The 18,038-nt window shown below is 28.4% G+C and carries 13 protein-coding genes and 1 other annotated feature; of the genes, 9 read left to right on the forward strand and 4 right to left on the reverse strand.

The window, feature by feature from the left end; genetic code table 11:
• Positions 1–27: 27 nt before the first annotated feature.
• Positions 28–5,391, forward strand: a complete 5,364-nt coding sequence (locus ACH36K_RS07250; RefSeq protein ID WP_411170270.1) for a glycosyl hydrolase family 95 catalytic domain-containing protein — start codon at positions 28–30, stop codon at positions 5,389–5,391.
• Positions 5,392–5,605: 214 nt separating this feature from the next.
• Here ACH36K_RS07250 and ACH36K_RS07255 read toward each other — a convergent pair whose 3' ends face one another.
• The 3 genes from ACH36K_RS07255 to ACH36K_RS07265 are packed head-to-tail and all read right to left on the reverse strand — an operon-like array spanning position 5,606 to position 6,737.
• On the reverse strand, positions 5,606–6,181 hold the full coding sequence (locus ACH36K_RS07255; RefSeq protein ID WP_411170271.1) for a manganese catalase family protein: 576 nt from the start codon (positions 6,179–6,181) through the stop codon (positions 5,606–5,608).
• The gene (locus ACH36K_RS07260) at positions 6,181–6,444 is read right to left on the reverse strand and encodes a spore coat protein CotJB (RefSeq protein WP_411170272.1); all 264 of its coding nucleotides are present in this window, start codon (positions 6,442–6,444) and stop codon (positions 6,181–6,183) included. The genes ACH36K_RS07255 and ACH36K_RS07260 overlap by 1 nt, the downstream gene beginning before the upstream one ends.
• On the reverse strand, positions 6,441–6,737 hold the full coding sequence (locus ACH36K_RS07265; protein WP_411170273.1) for a spore coat associated protein CotJA: 297 nt from the start codon (positions 6,735–6,737) through the stop codon (positions 6,441–6,443). Before ACH36K_RS07265 ends, ACH36K_RS07260 begins: the two co-directional genes overlap by 4 nt.
• A 180-nt stretch (positions 6,738–6,917) precedes the next feature.
• Here ACH36K_RS07265 and ACH36K_RS07270 point away from each other — a divergent pair, with 180 nt between their 5' ends.
• The 7 genes from ACH36K_RS07270 to ACH36K_RS07300 all read left to right on the forward strand — a co-directional run bounded on the left by ACH36K_RS07270 (position 6,918) and on the right by ACH36K_RS07300 (position 14,674).
• Entirely contained in the window at positions 6,918–8,276 is a 1,359-nt protein-coding gene (locus ACH36K_RS07270; RefSeq protein ID WP_411170274.1) for an FAD-binding protein, read from the forward strand.
• 227 nt (positions 8,277–8,503) lie between these two features.
• Positions 8,504–9,370, forward strand: coding sequence for a tRNA 2-thiocytidine biosynthesis TtcA family protein (locus ACH36K_RS07275; protein ID WP_411170275.1), 867 nt, complete (start codon positions 8,504–8,506; stop codon positions 9,368–9,370).
• A gap of 732 nt (positions 9,371–10,102) precedes the next feature.
• Entirely contained in the window at positions 10,103–10,291 is a 189-nt protein-coding gene (locus tag ACH36K_RS07280; RefSeq protein ID WP_411170276.1) for a DUF4250 domain-containing protein, read from the forward strand.
• An 18-nt stretch (positions 10,292–10,309) separates the two neighbouring features.
• On the forward strand, positions 10,310–10,435 hold the full coding sequence (locus tag ACH36K_RS07285; protein ID WP_411170277.1) for a hypothetical protein: 126 nt from the start codon (positions 10,310–10,312) through the stop codon (positions 10,433–10,435).
• A gap of 58 nt (positions 10,436–10,493) precedes the next feature.
• Positions 10,494–12,236, forward strand: coding sequence for an EAL domain-containing protein (locus tag ACH36K_RS07290; RefSeq protein WP_411170278.1), 1,743 nt, complete (start codon positions 10,494–10,496; stop codon positions 12,234–12,236).
• Positions 12,237–12,384: 148 nt separating this feature from the next.
• A complete protein-coding gene (locus tag ACH36K_RS07295) occupies positions 12,385–13,755 on the forward strand; it encodes an MATE family efflux transporter (protein ID WP_411170279.1) in 1,371 nt (456 codons plus the stop codon).
• A 36-nt stretch (positions 13,756–13,791) separates the two neighbouring features.
• Positions 13,792–14,022 (forward strand) — a binding site (T-box leader).
• A 121-nt stretch (positions 14,023–14,143) separates the two neighbouring features.
• Positions 14,144–14,674 (forward strand): tryptophan transporter, encoded by a 531-nt coding sequence (locus tag ACH36K_RS07300; RefSeq protein ID WP_411170280.1) that lies wholly within the window; start codon positions 14,144–14,146, stop codon positions 14,672–14,674.
• A gap of 57 nt (positions 14,675–14,731) precedes the next feature.
• On the opposite strand, the gene ACH36K_RS07305 is transcribed toward ACH36K_RS07300, so the two are convergent.
• Positions 14,732–15,478, reverse strand: a complete 747-nt coding sequence (locus tag ACH36K_RS07305) for a polysaccharide deacetylase family protein (RefSeq protein ID WP_411170281.1) — start codon at positions 15,476–15,478, stop codon at positions 14,732–14,734.
• Positions 15,479–15,864: 386 nt separating this feature from the next.
• On the opposite strand from ACH36K_RS07305, the gene ACH36K_RS07310 reads away from it, so the two are divergent.
• Entirely contained in the window at positions 15,865–17,979 is a 2,115-nt protein-coding gene (locus ACH36K_RS07310; RefSeq protein WP_411170282.1) for an EAL domain-containing protein, read from the forward strand.
• Positions 17,980–18,038 lie beyond the last annotated feature (59 nt).

Consider the following 18,038-nt stretch of genomic DNA (forward strand, 5'->3'; position numbering starts at 1 on the left):
CGTCTTAATTTTTAGGGGGATAGTAAAATGATAAAGAAAAAAAGGGTATTATCAGCAATATTAGCTATATCGATGTTATTATCAACTGGAAAAACCATATTTGCATTAGAAAACAATGTGCAAGATAATACAGCTTCAAAAAATCATAATGATTTACGCTTGTGGTATGATTCTCCAGCAGAGGATAGTTATAATGGTTGGGAAAAATGGTCATTGCCAATAGGTAATGGATATATGGGAGCAAGTATATTTGGTGGTGTGGAATATGAGAGAGTTCAATTAAATGAAAAAACACTTTGGTCAGGTGGACCAAGTGAAAGTCGCTCTGATTATAGTGGGGGAAATATAGCATCTAATGGAACTGTTAAAGTTAATGGGATAGATGTTCCAATAATGAAGGCAATTCAAGATGCATATGCTAGAGGGGATACTGATACAGCTAATAGTTTATGTAACAAATTAACAGGTGTTAGTGATGATGCTGGTACAAAAGGATATGGTTATTATTTAAGCTATGGTAATATGTATTTAGATTTTAAAGATAATATAAAAGCTAATAATGTACAAAATTATGTTCGAGATTTAGATTTATATACTGCAATTTCAAGTGTAAATTATGATTATGATAATGTTAACTATAATAGAGAATATTTTATTAGTTACCCTGATAATGTAATGGTTACAAAAATTTCTGCTAGTGAAAAAGGTAAATTATCCTTTGATGTTAGAATAGAGCCAGATAACAGCCATGGCGAAGGACGTAATACAAATAATGGGTATAGTCGTACATTTACTAGAACTGCAAAAGATGGGTTAATCACAATTTCTGGACACTTAGATGATAATCAAATGAAATTTAACTCTCAAACTAAGGTAATAAATACAGGTGGTACAATTACTGATTTGGCTGATGGAAAAGTAAATGTAAAAGATGCTGATTATGTTCTTATACTAACTGCAATGGGAACGGATTATAAGAATGATTATCCTAAATACAGAACAGGAGAAACTGATGAAGAGCTAGCAATTAAAATTAATAAGCGTATTGTAGATGCAACAAAAAAAGGATATGAAGGTTTATTAAAATCACATCTATCAGATTATCAAGAGATTTTTTCTAGAGTTGATTTAAATTTAGGGCAAACGCCATCAAGTATTCCTACTGATCAGCTTTTAAGAAATTACAATAATGGTACTGCACCAGAATCTGAGCAAAGAGATCTTGAGGTTATGTTGTTTCAATATGGAAGATATTTAACTATAGCTTCTTCACGTGATGGGTCATTGCCATCTAATTTACAGGGTATATGGACTGGAGCAAATAATTCTCCGTGGCATAGCGATTATCACATGAATGTTAACCTACAAATGAATTATTGGCCAGTTTATTCTACTAATATGGCAGAAACAGCACTACCATTAATTGATTATATAGATTCATTAAGAGAACCAGGTCGTATTACGGCAGAAATTTATGCAAATATAAAAAGCACTGAAGAAAAACCAGAAAATGGATTTATGGCCCATACACAAAATACTCCATTTGGGTGGACAGCTCCTGGTTGGAGTTTTGATTGGGGGTGGTCTCCAGCGGCAGTGCCTTGGATTCTACAAAATGCCTGGGAATACTATGAGTATACTGGTGATTTAGAATTTATGAAAACAAAAATTTATCCGATGCTAAAAGAAGAAGCAGTTTTATACGAACAAATGTTAATTAAAGACCCTGCTACTGGTAAATTAGTATGTTCACCAGCATATTCTCCAGAGCATGGGCCAAGAACTAATGGAAATACTTATGAACAATCTTTAATTTGGCAGATGTATGATGATGTTATAACAGCTGGTAAATTAGTAGGCGAAAATCCAGAAAAAATTAAGCAATGGGAATCCATAAAAGAAAATCTAAAGGGACCTATTGAAATTGGAGATAGTGGCCAAATTAAAGAGTGGTATGAAGAAACCACTTTAGGAAGCTTAGGAGAAAAAGGTCATAGACATATGTCTCATCTCTTAGGTCTGTTCCCTGGTGATTTGATTTCTATAGAAACTCCTGAACTACTTGAAGCAGCTATAATTTCCCTTAATGACCGTGGTGATGAAAGTACTGGTTGGGCAATGGGCCAAAGAATTAATACATGGGCTAGGACAGGAGATGGAAACCGTGCGTATAAGCTAATTCGTACATTATTCAATAGTGGTATATTGACAAATCTTTGGGATAATCATGCGCCATTTCAAATTGATGGAAATTTTGGTATGACTTCAGGGGTATCTGAAATGCTTATGCAAAGTAATATGGGTTATATTAATTTAATGGCTGCCATGCCTGATGTATGGAAAGATGGTTATGTATCTGGTTTAGTTGCTAGAGGCAATTTTGAAGTTGGCATGGAATGGAAAGATAGACAAGCAACTAAGTTCACTATTATATCTAATAATGGAGGAAAATGTATTGCAAAATATGAAAATATAGGTTTATCAATTATTAAAGATTCTAAAGGGAAATTAGTAGAATATACAGCTTTAGAGGATGAAAAAGTATCCTTTGAAACAACTAAAGGTGAAACTTATACGATTTATAATATTCCAGCTTCAAAATCTGAAGCACCAACTGGATTAAATGCTTATAGGGTTGGAAATGAAATCATTGATTTAACATGGAATGCTGTAGAGGGCAAAGATGTTGTTTATAATGTATATCGTCAAATAGATAAAGGTGATTTATTATTAGTTGGAAGTAAGCTTTCAGATACATCCTTCGTAGATGAAAATGCTCAAGATATTCTAGGTGCATTTAAATATAAGATTTCAGCAGTTATTGATGGAAAGGAAACTAAGTTATCAGATGCAGTAACGGTAAAGGATCTAAGAAGTATGGCAGGGTATATTGATGATCAAGATCCACGTGTAGATTATACTGGTAATTGGGGTAACTGGTCTGAAGCTGTTAATTATAATGGTACAGTTAAGTTTTTAGAGAATCCAATTGGAAATGAAACAGCGGAATTAACTTTTGTTGGTACAGGGATAGAGGTTATTGCAGTAACTAATAGAGATAGAGGTAAGTATGAGATATTTATTGATGGTATTAGTAAAGGGGAAGTAGATACTTATAGTGATTCTACAGTGAGGCAAAAGGTTATTTATACAAATTATGACCTACCTAAAGGGAAGCATACAATTACACTTAGGGCAACAGCAACAAAAAATAATAGTGCAACAAAGGCAAAAGTGGAATTGGATGCATTTAAGGTTATAGATAACACAATAACAAAGGTAAAAGATATAAATGTGACTTCACAATCAGGCATATATACTTTAAGCAAAGCTAATAGTAAATTGCAAATGTTAGCTAATATTAATCCTAAAGATGCAACAAATAAAGAAGTAGCATGGAAAGTAACAGATACTTTAGGAAATCAAACTAATCTTGCTACTATTGATGAGAAAGGTCTTTTAACTATAAATTCAAGCAATGGAACTATTTGTGTCACAGCTACATCTAAAGAAGATGAATCAATAAAGAACTCAGTAGATATTAAAATTGCTATATCAGATTCAATAATTGAAACTGTTGTAGAAGATGCTATAAATAATAATGGATGGACAAAGAATCCTGCAATTAAATGGACAGGTAATTGGTCAACATGGGCAGGAGAACCCAATAAACATCATGAAGGAACGAAGACAGAAACAGATAATACAGCTGCAGCATTAGGTAGTATCATTGAATACACATTTAATGGAACAGGAATTGAAATTTATGTACACAAGCATACTAATTTTGCAAGTTTTGATATCTCAATTGATGGTGGAGAAGCAAAGAATTACTCTTTAGAAGGTAATGATGAAGCACAAGCATTAATTAAATCTTTTGAGAATTTACCAAGTGGTGAACATACTATTAAGCTGATTTCAAAAGAACGTTCTGGTAAATATCAAGTAAATCTTGATTATTTTAAAGTATTTTCATCTGAATCAAACTCTATAGTAAACAAAAATAATTTACAAACAAGCATTGAAGATAATAGCAATAGATTAGAAAAAAATTATACAGAAGAAACATGGAAACAATTTAAAGAAGCATATATTAATGCAATAAAGGTAATGAATGATGATAATGTAAAGGATGAAAATATTAAAATTGCAACAAACACATTAAATCAAGCAGCTTTAGGCCTAAAAGAGAAACCCTTAACAACGCCTCCAGATGTAGGTGATGCAAGGGTTGAAGCTATAGGGATTGAATCATCTACATTAATGCTAAGGTGGACATTAGTTCCTGATGCAGCAAGTTATAATGTTTATAGAGTTGATAATTTAACAGGAGAAGAAATATTATTGACTAATACAACAAGCTTATATTATAGGGTAAGTGATTTAGCTCCAGGAGTAACTTATACATTTAAGGTAAAGGCAATAAATAAGAACGGCATAGAAGGAGCACTTCCAAGTATTAATGTAACAACTAAATTTATATTAGATAAAGAGAGACCAAGTGATGTTAAGAATTTAAAAGTTAGTAGTAATCCAATACCAAATGCAACTCTTACATGGAGTGAAGCAGTAGATAATGGAAGTGTAGATGGATATAAGATATATGTAAATGGAACTCTTTTAGATGTAACGAAAAATATAAAGTATGAATTGACAGGATTAGAATATGGTAAGAGTTATACTGTGATAGTAATAGCATTTGATGAGTTTGGAAATACATCACTTAATCCAGTATTATTAGAAATTAATGAGAATGAAAAGCCAGTAGAAGTTGATAAGGGAGAATTAAATAAATTAATAGCTGAGTCAGAATCATTAAAAGAAGAAGATTATACAGCAGAAAGTTGGAAAAACTTTACTGATAAATTAGCAGAAGCAAAAGCAATATTATCTAAGGAAGATGCAGGACAAGAAGAGGTAAATAGCATAAAATCTTCATTAGAAAAGGCAATTGAAGATTTAGAAAAAGTAGATGGTGAGAAGCCAGTAGAAGTAAATAAAGCAGAATTAAAGAAATCAATAGCAATAGCAGAAGGTTTAAAAGAAGAAGATTATACAACGGAAAGTTGGAAAAACCTTACAACTACATTAAATGATGCAAAGAGTATTTTATCTAAAGGAGATGCAACTCAAGAAGAAGTTGATGAAGCTATAAAAACATTAAGTAAAGCAATTGATGAATTAAAATTAAAAAAGGATAATGTTAGCAATGAAAACAACAATGGTAATGGAAACGGCAATGGCAATAATAACAACGAAGATGGTAATGATAGCAGAAAGGATAGTGTTAATAGCTTACCTAATACAGGTGGTAATTCACCAATAGCATTAGGACTATTTGGAACAATAACTTCTTTAGTAGGTGCATTTATGGTAAAAAGAAAGAGATAGTTATAAAGACATAATATAGTCATATTAAAAATGATATATTAGATAATTCCCCAAAAGTAGGCAGATTTTTAAATCTGTATACTCTTTGAGCTATACTAAAATTTGTGAAAAATATGTTTTTTATATTTATAATTCAACCTGAGTTTACAAAAATTAAATTGAAATTAAAGCTGTTTTTTAGGGCTACTTTTTATTAAAGTAGCCCTAATTTGTACTATTTACAAAAATCTGAAGGTTTAGCATTATCTTGGACATCCATTAAAGCTTCACCAAATCTTTGATAGTGTACAACTTCTCTTTCTCTTAAGAAGCCTAATATTTTCTTTATTTCAGCATCATCAGTTAAGTTAATCAACCATTCATAAGTTGCCCTAGCTTTTTGTTCAGCATTCATATCTTCATGTAAATCGGCAATTACATCACCTTTAGCTTGTATATAAGTAGCTGTCCAAGGGTTTCCAGTAGCATCTGTATAGAAAAGAGCTTTACCATGGTCTGCATAATGGCCATCTAAGCCAGCAGCCTTAATTTGATCTATAGAAGCATTTTCCATAATTTGATAAACCATTGTGCCTAGAATCTCTACGTGAGCCATTTCCTCCGTTCCAATATCAGTCAAAAGAGCTTTAGATTTATTTGTTGGCATTGTATATCTTTGATTTAAATATCTAAGAGCAGCTCCAAGCTCCCCATCAGGACCACCATATTGAGTAATGAGAGTTCTAGCCATTTTTAAATCTGTAGATTTTAAGTTAACTGGGTGTTGTAAAGTTTTAACATAATACCACATTAATTTTTACCTCCGTGCATATTTTCCCAAGGCCATGGACTATTAACCCATGCTTCAGGGTTTTGAAAGTATGCAGAACCAAAATTTGTTAATGGACCATGCTCTTTTTCATAATCCCAAATAGTCTTCTTAAGTTCACAAGAAATTACTTCGTAATCATGCTTTGCTTTTTCACAAGTAGGGAAGTTGTCTAAATATAAATTTAAATCAAGAGCAAAGAATTGTAGTTTTTGTATTTTTTCTAAATACTCATGATGTTTCATTTTTTTGTTACCCCCTTAATGTATTTTACATCACAATATGGACTATATAAGTCTTTAAATACTGTGCCAGCTTCAAAAGCATTTTCAATATCGAATAAGTTTTCATAAGGTTGAAGTTTAACAAATGCTCTAGCATATACAGGTGGGAGAAAAACTTTATGGGATTCGCGACAATTTTTGCTAGTGTCATTACAAGCTATATTACAATAAAGTTTGCTAGGATCTTCTATGCAAGAGTTACATTTTTCACAATTGGTATCTGTATTAGAACACACAAATAAACATCCTTTCATTTATTATATATAGTAACAAACTATGTAAAAAAAAGTAAAAATGTGATGAAAATTGCATTTAATATTTAAAAGATAAATTTACAAATAAATAAAGACTAAATTAAAGATGTTTTTTTGTTGATTTTAGGATATGATATGATATCATCTAATATATAAAAATAATTTTCAGAAGGTGATTGAATGAGGGAAATTGACTATTCAGGATTAACTGGCGAAGTAATTAAAAAAGGTAGTTCTAGATATGAAGAAAGTATAATTTCTTGGAATAGAGCTATAAAAAAATATCCATTAGTAGTTATTTATTGCCATAATGAAGATGATGTTGTCAATTCAATAGTATGGGCAAAGAATAATTCTATAGAAATAAAAGTAAGATCTGGAACTCATAGTTACGAAGGATATTCAACGGGCAATGATGTTGCAGTTATAGATATAAGCAGAATTAATAAAATTTATATAGATGAAAAAGAAGAGATTGTAAAAATAGGAGGCGGAGTTCGAAATAGAGAGATATATGAAGCTTTAGGAAGTAGAGGTTATGCATTTCCGGGAGGTGGATGTCCTACTGTTGGAGTTCCTGGTTTAATACTAGGAGGGGGATGGGGATACTCTAGTAGATTTTTAGGATTAGCCTGCGATAGTTTAATAGAAGCTGAACTTATAAATTACGAAGGTAAGAAATTATTATTAAATGAAAATTTAAATAGTGACTTGTTTTGGGCTTGTAAAGGAAGTGGCGGAGGAAATTTTGGAATAATAACTTCTATGACACTACAATTAAAAGAAAAAATAAAAATGGGAACATTAATTAATATAAACTACCCAAATATAAGTAATAAAGATAATATTAAAGTTGTTGAAGTTTTGCAACATTTGTATAAAAGTTTAGATAGAAGAATTAATCTAAAAACTGCTATATATAATTCAGCAGTAAAAGGAAGAGGCGTTAAGATTACTGGGTTATTTTATGGAAATGATAAAGAAGCTTTGAATATATTGAAGTCTTTAAAAGAAATAGTTGATAATGTAGAATTTGATTTAAAGTATATGACTGTTTTAGAATGTAATAGATGGATTCAAGATAGTCATCCGGACTACGAAAAATATAAATCTACTGGAAGATTTGTTTATAAGGATTATAGTGCTAATGAAATAAAAGCGATTATAGAATTAGTAGATAATCCAGCAGAAGGAGCTGTATATTCAGCAGTATCTTTTTATGGTGCAGGTGGGGCGATTTCTGATGTTAACAAATTAGATACAGCTTTTTATTATAGAGATGCCAAATTTATAATGGGATTACAATCTGTTTGGGAAAATGATATATATGAAGAAGAAAATAAAGAATGGGTTAGAACAAAGTTTAATACAGTGAAAGAATTAACAGTAGGGTCTTTCGTTAATTTTCCTTTAGCTGAATTAGAAAACTATGAGAAAGAATATTATGGGGAGCATATGAATTCTTTGAGAAAGATAAAAATAAAGTATGATCCATATAATGTTTTTAAGTTTCCACAAGTTATTAAAAGAGAAAAGTAAAGAATTTATTATAATCAAAGTGAGATATAATACTATTTACAAGAAAAAGTTTAAATAAGATCAAAGTTGTACATGTTATATGATTTTATAAATATATGTGATATTGAGAAAAATATTATTTTTATATAGTTAATAGGTTAAAGATATATTTATGGAAGTAATATCTATAAAGACAATAATATTAAAAAGTGATATAATTGAAAAAGATTATTAAATGAGGTGATATAATGAGTAGCATATCAGGAAAAGGCTGCGAGAGACTTATTCCCACTGAAGAGAAAAAGCCTTTGGAAGAAATAGAGCGTAGCCTTGTTAAAAAATATAGAAAACATATTTGGACTAAATTTGTAAGAGCGGTTAAGGATTATAACCTTGTAGAAGAAGGAGATAAAATTGCTGTAGCTATATCAGGAGGAAAAGATTCTCTATTAATGGCGAAATGTTTCCAAGAACTTAAAAAGCATGGTCAAATGAACTTTGAACTAGAGTTTATAGCCATGGATCCTGGGTATCATCCACAAATAAAAGAATTACTTATAGAAAATTGTAATCATTTGGGAATACCAGTACATATTTATGAAGGAAAAGTTTTTGAAGTTGTAGATAAAATGGCAAGAGATTATCCATGTTATCTTTGTGCAAGAATGAGAAGAGGGTCTCTCTATAGCAAAGCAAGAGAACTTGGATGTAATAAATTAGCTTTAGGGCATCATTATAATGATGTAATAGAAACTACGTTATTAAATGTGCTATATGCAGGAAATTTCAAAACTATGCTTCCTAAATTCAAAGCAGCTAATTTTGAAGAAATGGAGTTAATAAGACCTCTTTACTATGTGGAAGAGGATTATATAAAAAGATTTACAAACAATGCAGGAATCTGGCCTTTAAATTGTGCATGTATGGTTGCAGCAGAAAAGATAGGTAATAAGAGATATGAAATAAAGGAGTTAATAAAAGAGCTTAAGAAAAATTTTGATGGTGTAGAAAAATCAATATTTAAAGCAGCAGAAAATGTTAATTTAGATTCTATACTTGGTTGGGAAAAAGATGGTGTAAAGACTAAGTATTTAGAAGTATATGATGAAGAATAAAAATTAAATATTAAATATTAAATATATTGTTTAAAGATATTATGTTATTAAAATTAAAAATATAATTTTATACATAATATCTTTATTTTTTTACTCTATAGGAAATTATATTTTAAAATATATAGATAAATTATTTATAGCATATAAGTTATTAAAGTTAGCACTATAGAGTAAAAATAGAATAAAGTGAGCGTGCAAGATTTTCATCAGGCAAGCTTCGGAAATGCACATGCGCGAAAAAAAGTCGACGGCTCGGCAAGCTCACCTTGACGACTTTTTTATGCAATAATAATTTATTAAATTAAATAGGGAATAATTAAAAATAGATTATAAATACTAATAATGTAGTGGAGGTGAACATAATGGCAAAAAAAGATCAGCAAGCAAGTTGGGAGAAAAAAAGATATAAATCACCAAAGAAAAGTGAAGCTTCTAAAGTACCAGAAGTAAAATAGTAAAACTTAATAAATAATAAAAAAGGAATCTACTCAAAAATATATAAATTTTTAAGAGTAGTTCCTTACTTTTTATAAAAAATACATAAAATATATAAAAAAATTATACTTAATTACGATAATAAGATAGAGTTAGTATTTTAATAAATACACTAAAAGATTTATAATACACTTTTTTTATTAAAAAATATATGTTATATTTTATTTAAGATTTCAAATAAATAAAAATTATATTTTTTATATTTATAAAATTTTTAAGGATAAAAGGAGAAATGGTATGGATAGAGAAAGTTTTTTATCTATGGATCCTAATATCATATTAAGTATAGTAAATATGAAATTAAGAGATTTTTACTCTAATTTATCTGTATTATGTGATGATTTAGGAGTAACTGAAGAAGAACTAAAAAATAAATTGAACAAAATAGGGTATGAGTATATAAAAGATGAAAATCAGTTTAAGTAATAATTAAGGAGGAGAATTATGAAACTTAAAAATTTTGGAAAGTTAGCAGTATTGGTGGCAGCAGGAGCTACTTTAGTTGCCACATTAATTAATGATAATAAAAAAAAATCAAATGATGATTCGAAGGTAAAAGTAGATAATTAATAGTTAGTTTTAAAAATAAAAAGCGATAGAAAATATACTTTGAGAAGGATTAAGAGTTATGATTAGGGAAAAGATTTATAACAAGGATGTTGGTTCCCTGGATAATGATGGTAAAGATTCTTTGGACTTAAAAGATAAGCAAAAGGAGTTGCTATTAAGTTCAAAAGAATCTTTTATAAAGTCCATTAAGGGACTATTTATTTCGGCTAACATAGAAAAAAATTTAATTATGCTTTATGGTAATAATAAAGAAATTATTGGGCTGGACGATGAATTTATTGTAACTGATTTTAAAGAATTTAAAAAATATTTACATAATGACTATATTGATACTTTAATTAATGCTATAGAGAATGATTTAGAAGAAATAGAGATAAAGATAATTAATACATTTGGTGAAGAAGTATGGATTAGTATTAAAGGACAAATTAAGAAAAATAGCAATGGTGAATTTATAGAGTTTGAGGGATATATACATAATATAACAAAAGAAAAAGAAACTCATTTAAAATTAGAATATATAACTCATTATGATGAACTTACAGGATTAAATAACAGAAAACGATTTAAAAATATAATAGAAAAAGAGCTTGAAAATCATATTTTATTAGAGTCTAGAGGAGCCTTAATAATAATAGATATAGATAATTTTAAATTTATAAATGATTCTTATGGTCACAAGTGTGGAGATATATTTTTAGAGAAGTTCTCTGAGGATTTAAAAAAGCTATTTGCAGATAATAAATTAATATGTAGATTTGGTGGAGATGAATTCTTAATGTTTATGCCATCAATAAAATGTCTAAATGAAATAAATATTGTAGTAAAAAAGGTTATGGATATATTAAAAAGTCCATATAATATAAATGGTAATAGTATTTATTCTTCTGCTAGCATAGGGATAGCAGTTTTTCCAGACGATGGTGAGGATTTTGAAGTCTTATTAAAAAATGCTGATGCTGCAATGTATATTGCTAAGAGTAATGGAAAAAATCAATGGCAAATGTTTAATAACAACATATCTAGAGAGATAAATAGAATTTATTCAATTCAAAGAGGCCTTAGAACAGCATTAGAAAATAATGAAATGTTTGTAATATTTCAGCCTAAAGTTAGACTTACAGATGATGAGGTAAATGGATTTGAAGCATTACTTAGATGGAAAAGTAAGGAAATAGGATTTGTAAGTCCTGCCGAATTTATTCCTATTGCAGAAAACACTAGACTTATAATACCTATAGGAAAGTTTGTATTAAGAGAAGTTTTTGCGAAAGTAAAGTATTTATTGTCAGAAGGATACGATAATTTTAAAATTGCAGTTAACTTATCTGAAATACAATTAAGAGAAGATGATTTAATAGAGTACTTTAACTCTTTAGTAAGAGAATTTAACGTTTCACCTAAGTATATAGAGGTAGAAATAACTGAAAGTATGATAATGAAATCAGTTGATAGAAATATAGAGTGTTTGCTAAGAATAAAAGAGCTTGGGACATCTATTGCTTTAGATGATTTTGGTACAGGATATTCTTCTTTAAACCATTTAACTAAATTACCAATCGATGTACTAAAAATTGATAGAAGTTTTGTTATTGATATGACTGAAAATGATAAAAGCAGATATATAGTTGAAAATATAATTCAGCTATCACATAAGTTAGGCATTACAGTTGTTGCAGAAGGAGTAGAAGAAAAGGAACAAGTTGACTATTTAAAAAGTATAGATTGTGATACTGTACAAGGGTTTTATTATAGCAAACCTGATCATTTTGAAAATATAATTGGCATGTTAAATAAATAAAGGATTACATTTAGTAATCCTTTATTTTTTAATAGTTTTATTTTAATAATATTAATTATAAAATAAAACTTGTTCAAAAAAATATTGAAAAAAGTTTTAGTTAATATATAATTTAAAGTTGAGTATTAGCAGGTTAAAGGGGGCATATATGAAAAAGTCAGTAGATTTAGTTTCAGAAAATATAACAAGTACATTGTTGAAGCTATCTATACCTATATTAGGAACATCATTTATACAAATGGCCTATAATATGATAGATATGATGTGGGTTGGAAGAATTGGTAGTGATGCAGTTGCAGCAGTAGGAACTGCAGGTTTTTTTACTTGGTTTGGAAATTCACTTGTATTTATATCTAAAATAGGTGCAGAAGTAGGAGTGGCTCAATCTATAGGTAAAAAAGATTTCAAAGAAAAAAATAAATTTATATATAATAGTTTATTAATAAATATGTTGATTGCATTAATTTATACAGCTATATTAATTACTTTTAGAAATCAGTTAATAGGTTTCTTTAATTTAGGAGATTTCAGGATAACAAATATGGCAGTAGACTACTTAATAATAGTTTCTATTGGAATGATATTTAGCTTTTTGAATCCTTTATTTACGGGGATTTTTAACGCTTCAGGTAGTAGTAAAATTCCTTTTTTAATTAATACAATTGGATTGGTATTTAATATAGTATTTGATCCAATATTGATATTTGGGCTCTTTGGATTTCCTAAGCTTGGGGTAGCAGGAGCTGCTTTAGCTACAGTTGGAGCTCAAGTAATAGTTACAATTATCTTTATAGTATCTTTTATTAAAAATGGATATAGTTTAAGTTTAAAAAATAAAAAATATATAGATAAAACTTGTATTTATAGAATATGCAAGTTAGGAATTCCAACAGCTCTTCAAAACTGTATGTTTGCTTTTTTTGCAATGGTAATAGGTAGAGTTATTTCATCTTGGGGATCAGTTTCAATTGCTGTTCAAAAAGTTGGATCTCAAATAGAAGCAATATCTTGGATGACAGCGGAGGGGTTTGCTGCTGCATTAACAGCTTTTGTTGGTCAAAACTATGGCGCAAATAGATGGGATAGAATATTAAAGGGGTATAAAGCTACTATGATTATGGCTATAGTAGTAGGAACTTTTTCTACAATACTATTAGTTTTTGCGGGTGAAAGAGTTTTCTCGATGTTTATACCAGAGTTAGAAGCTATTTCACAAGGAGCTGTATATCTAAAAATTTTAGGATATTCTCAACTGTTTATGTGTATAGAAATAACTACTGCAGGAGCATTTTCAGGTCTGGGAAATACAGTAACGCCTTCTTGGGTTAGTATAGTATTTACAGGATTAAGAATACCATTAGCTATTTTATTAAGTAATATAGAATCATTTGGAATAAATGGTGTTTGGTGGAGCATAAGTGGTACAAGCATAATAAAAGGGGTTCTACTATTAGTGTTATTTACTTTTATGATAATAATTCCAAATAGAAAAAAGACACTAAAAATTATTGACAATTAGTATAAAATAACATAGTATAGTATTAAATCAATATTAAAAATTCCTTTGATGAGGGATAGTAACTATTATGTAAGGTTTCAGAGAGCCGAAGGTGGTGTGATTTCGGTACTATAGCAAATAGTGAATGGGCCTCTGAGGAGTGATACGAAATTTATTAAAGTAGTTGATCCGTAAGTCCTGCGATATAAGGACTAAGGTATGTTAGTACCTGAGAGAGAGGCTTTAAAAGCAATTTAGGTGGCAACGCGGAGTAATATCGTCCTATACAATTTGTATAGGGCATTTTTTTATTTAAATTAATAATTAAAGGAGCTGGTAATTATGTTATGAACTAGAGGAGATAAAAAAGTTTAATTTAATAAATTATTAAAAATTAGGAGAGATTAGTATGAATAGAAATATGAATGTAAAAAGAATGATGTTAAATGCAATATTAATAGCTATAGGAACTCTATTACATCAAATTACACCAGCTTTAGGATTACCAATGCAACCAGACTTTGCTTTGGCAATGTTATTTATAATTATAATAATAAATAGTGATTATAAAAGCGCTTTAATATCAAGTATAATAATAGGGGTATTAACAGCATTAACTACTAAGTTCCCTGGAGGTCAGTTACCTAATATTATAGACAAAATAGTAACTGCAAATGTAATTTACTTTATGTTTAAAGTTATGGGAACTAGAGTAAATAACAATATAAAAATGGTACTAGCTTTAAGCTTTGGAACTATATTAAGTGGATTAGTATTTTTGGGATCAGCAAGTATATTAGTAGGATTACCAGGTTCATTTAATAGTTTAGTTTTTATTGTTGTTATACCTGCTTCAATAATGAACATATTATTAGGACTAGTACTATATAAGGCAGTTGGAATAGCATTAAAAGCTAGCGGTTTACAAATAAGTAAATAGTTTTATAATAAAAAATAATTAGCCATAATATAAGATGCTCATATTATGGCTAATGTACTATTTTTTTATTATCTTATATAATTCAGGTGTACTTTCGTCAATTGCTTTAAATACATAACCGTTATCTTTATAATACTTAATTATAGAAGGCAATGCTGAAGAAGTATTTTTATTTATGTGTGAACAATGCATTAAAATAACAACTGTATTTTTATCACCATTAGTACAAGCTTTTTTTGAAATAGTTTTAGGATCTAATTTAGCATTAGCTCCATCTCCACTATCGATATTCCAGTCATATATCTTGAGGTTGTTCTTGTGTAATAAATCTACTAACTTTTGATCTAGTTTATAAGAGTTATTATTACATCCAAAGGGAAATCTTAATATATTATATTTTTCCCCAGTCACTTCGTATAATATTTCCTGATCCCGAAGCATTTCTTTTAAAAAGTTTTCATCATTACAATAAAGTTTTTGCCTATTATGAGAAAAACTATGGAGTCCTATGCTATGACCTTCGTTTTTCATTCTTAATATAGTTTTCTCTTGACCTTCTATTTGATCTCCTATAACAAAAAATGTAGCAGGAACATTTTCTCTTTTTAATATATCTAAAATTTCGATAGTTGGTCTCCCACCAGGACCATCATCAAATGTAAGATATACAATTTTTTCATTTCCAGTTTCATTAGATGTTTTTTCATTATTATCTAAAGCCTTAACATCGTTTATAAAAGAAAAAGAAAATGTTAAAACTAAGGATAGAGTGACTAAATATTTTTCTAAAATCTTAACTTTCATACTCTCTAGCCTCCTAAAATTAATAGCATTATTACTAGTATTCCTAAAAAGTTATAGAATACAATATTTATTATTTGGAAATTAAATATAATTTCTTTCCTTAAGTTCTTAAGTGGACATATGTAAATTTCCGTTGACTTGGAGCGTAGTGACGGAAGAAGTAAACTTACATATGTCCACTTTTTTATTATTTAATAGTATTAGGAATATGTTAATAGATGGAAGGATATGATAAAATATATAATTATTAGTACCATTTTAAAGAAAAGGCATTGGTGATATTTGTGAAAAAAAGAAAAAATTATATTTTCATATTTACTATCTTGTGGTTTATTATGATATTATTTCAAATTAATTTTGAAAATATATCTTCTCTACTTCTTATTATGATTTTGTTATTAATGCTTAGATTAGTATATACAAATAGAAAGTATAAAAAGTTGTATAAATTAGCGGAGTCTAATAAAAGAAAATATACAATGGCAGTAGATGCATTAGAAGGCGCTATTTGGGAATGGAATAGTGAGAATGAAAAATTATATGTATCTGAAAAAATAAAAGATATTTTAAAGATTAATGAAGATATAAAAAGTTTTTTACAATGGTTTTCTTTTATTGATGAAAATGAAAAAGAAGATATAAGAATATTTATTGAAAATATAATAGCAAATAGAACATTAGATAATTTTATTTTAGAACATTCAATTAGAAATTTAAATGGAGAGAAATTAATAGTCAAAATTCAGGGAAAGGGAAAAGAAAAAGATAATGTTTTCTATTTATCGGGATTTATTGTTGATATAACAGAAAGAAAACGAATAGAAAATATGAATAAACTTATAGAAAATAAAAGTAGGTTAGCTTTAGAAGGGTCTAAGGATATAGTGTTTTGGTGGAATGTTAATCAAAATATAATCTCAGTTGATAATAGCATAAAGAGATATTTAGACATAAATGGAGAAGGAGATTTAATTATTTCAGCTTCTAAATGGCAAAAATATATATTAGAAGAAGATATAGATACCTATAAGAAGCAAATAGAAAAAGTAATAAATTCAAAGAATGAAGAATTTTACTCTATTGAATATAGAATATTAAGCAAAGATAATAGAGTAGTGTGGATCCAAAGCAAAGGTAAAAAGACATTAGAGAAAAATGGAGATTTATTTATTTATGGGGCTCTTTCAGATATAACAGATAGAAAGAAAAAAGAAATAGAAATTAATTATTTAAGCTTTAATGATGAAGTAACTGGAATTCCAAATAGAAGATATTTTGTAAGAGAAGTTACAAATCATATAATAAATCATCCAAATGAAGAAATAGCTTTCATTTTTATAGACTTAGATAATTTTAAATATATTAATGATACATACGGGCATGACGTTGGAGATTTATTATTAAGAGAGTTTTCAAAAATTATAAATGATATGGAAATAGAAGATTCTCTTTTTGCAAGGTATGGGGGAGATGAGTTTGTAATAGCTCAATATAATTTGAGGAACAAACATGAAGTTAAAGCTATTTTAGATAATATAATAAAAAAATTAAGCAAAGCAATAATAATAAATGATAAAGAGGTTTTTTGTACATTAAGTATAGGGGTAAGTATATACCCTATAGATGGGAAAGAAACAGCCATACTATTAAAGAGAGCAGATATGGCAATGTATATTGCAAAAGTAAATGGAAAGAATAGATATCAATTTTTTGATATAGGAATATTAGAAATTTTAAATAGAGAGTTTAATATTGAAAAAGGCTTAAGAATAGCTATAGATAATGAAGAAATAAAACTGTTGTACCAGCCTAAGGTTAAGATTGATACAGAAGATGTAATAGGATTTGAATCACTTGTTAGATGGCATAGTAATGAATTAGGTGTAGTATCTCCAAATGAGTTTATACCAATAGCAGAAAATTCAGGGCTTATAATACCTATAGGGAAGTATATTATAGATGAAAGTTTTAAAAAGTGTAAGGAGCTTACTTTGAAAACTGATAAAAAATTTAAAATGGCAATTAATTTATCAGAAGTGCAAATTAGAGATGAAGAAATTTTATCATTTATATATTATTCATTAAAAAAGTATGATTTAGATGCTGAATATATAGAATTTGAAATAACAGAAAGTATAATAATGAAATCAGCTGAAAAGAATATAAATACTTTAGAAAAGTTAAAGAAGCTTGGAGTTACTCTAGCACTAGATGATTTTGGTACTGGATATTCATCTTTAAGTTATTTAAGAACCTTGCCAATAGATGTTCTAAAGATAGATAAAAGCTTTATAGATGGGATAATTATAGAAGAAAAAAGTGATTATATAATAAATAGTATTGTAGAACTTTCACATTATTTAAATTTACTAGTAGTCGCAGAGGGGGTAGAGACTAAAGAACAACTAGAATATTTAAAGAGAATTAGCTGTGATGTTATACAAGGATATTATTTTAGTAAGCCTATTGAGTTTGATGAGGCTGTTAATATGATGATATAATTGTATATTAAAATAATTTTATCACCAAATTGTAATGCAAAGCATATTATGTAACTATA

This window comes from Clostridium sp. MB05 (assembly GCF_046581255.1).
GTDB lineage: Bacteria > Bacillota > Clostridia > Clostridiales > Clostridiaceae > Clostridium.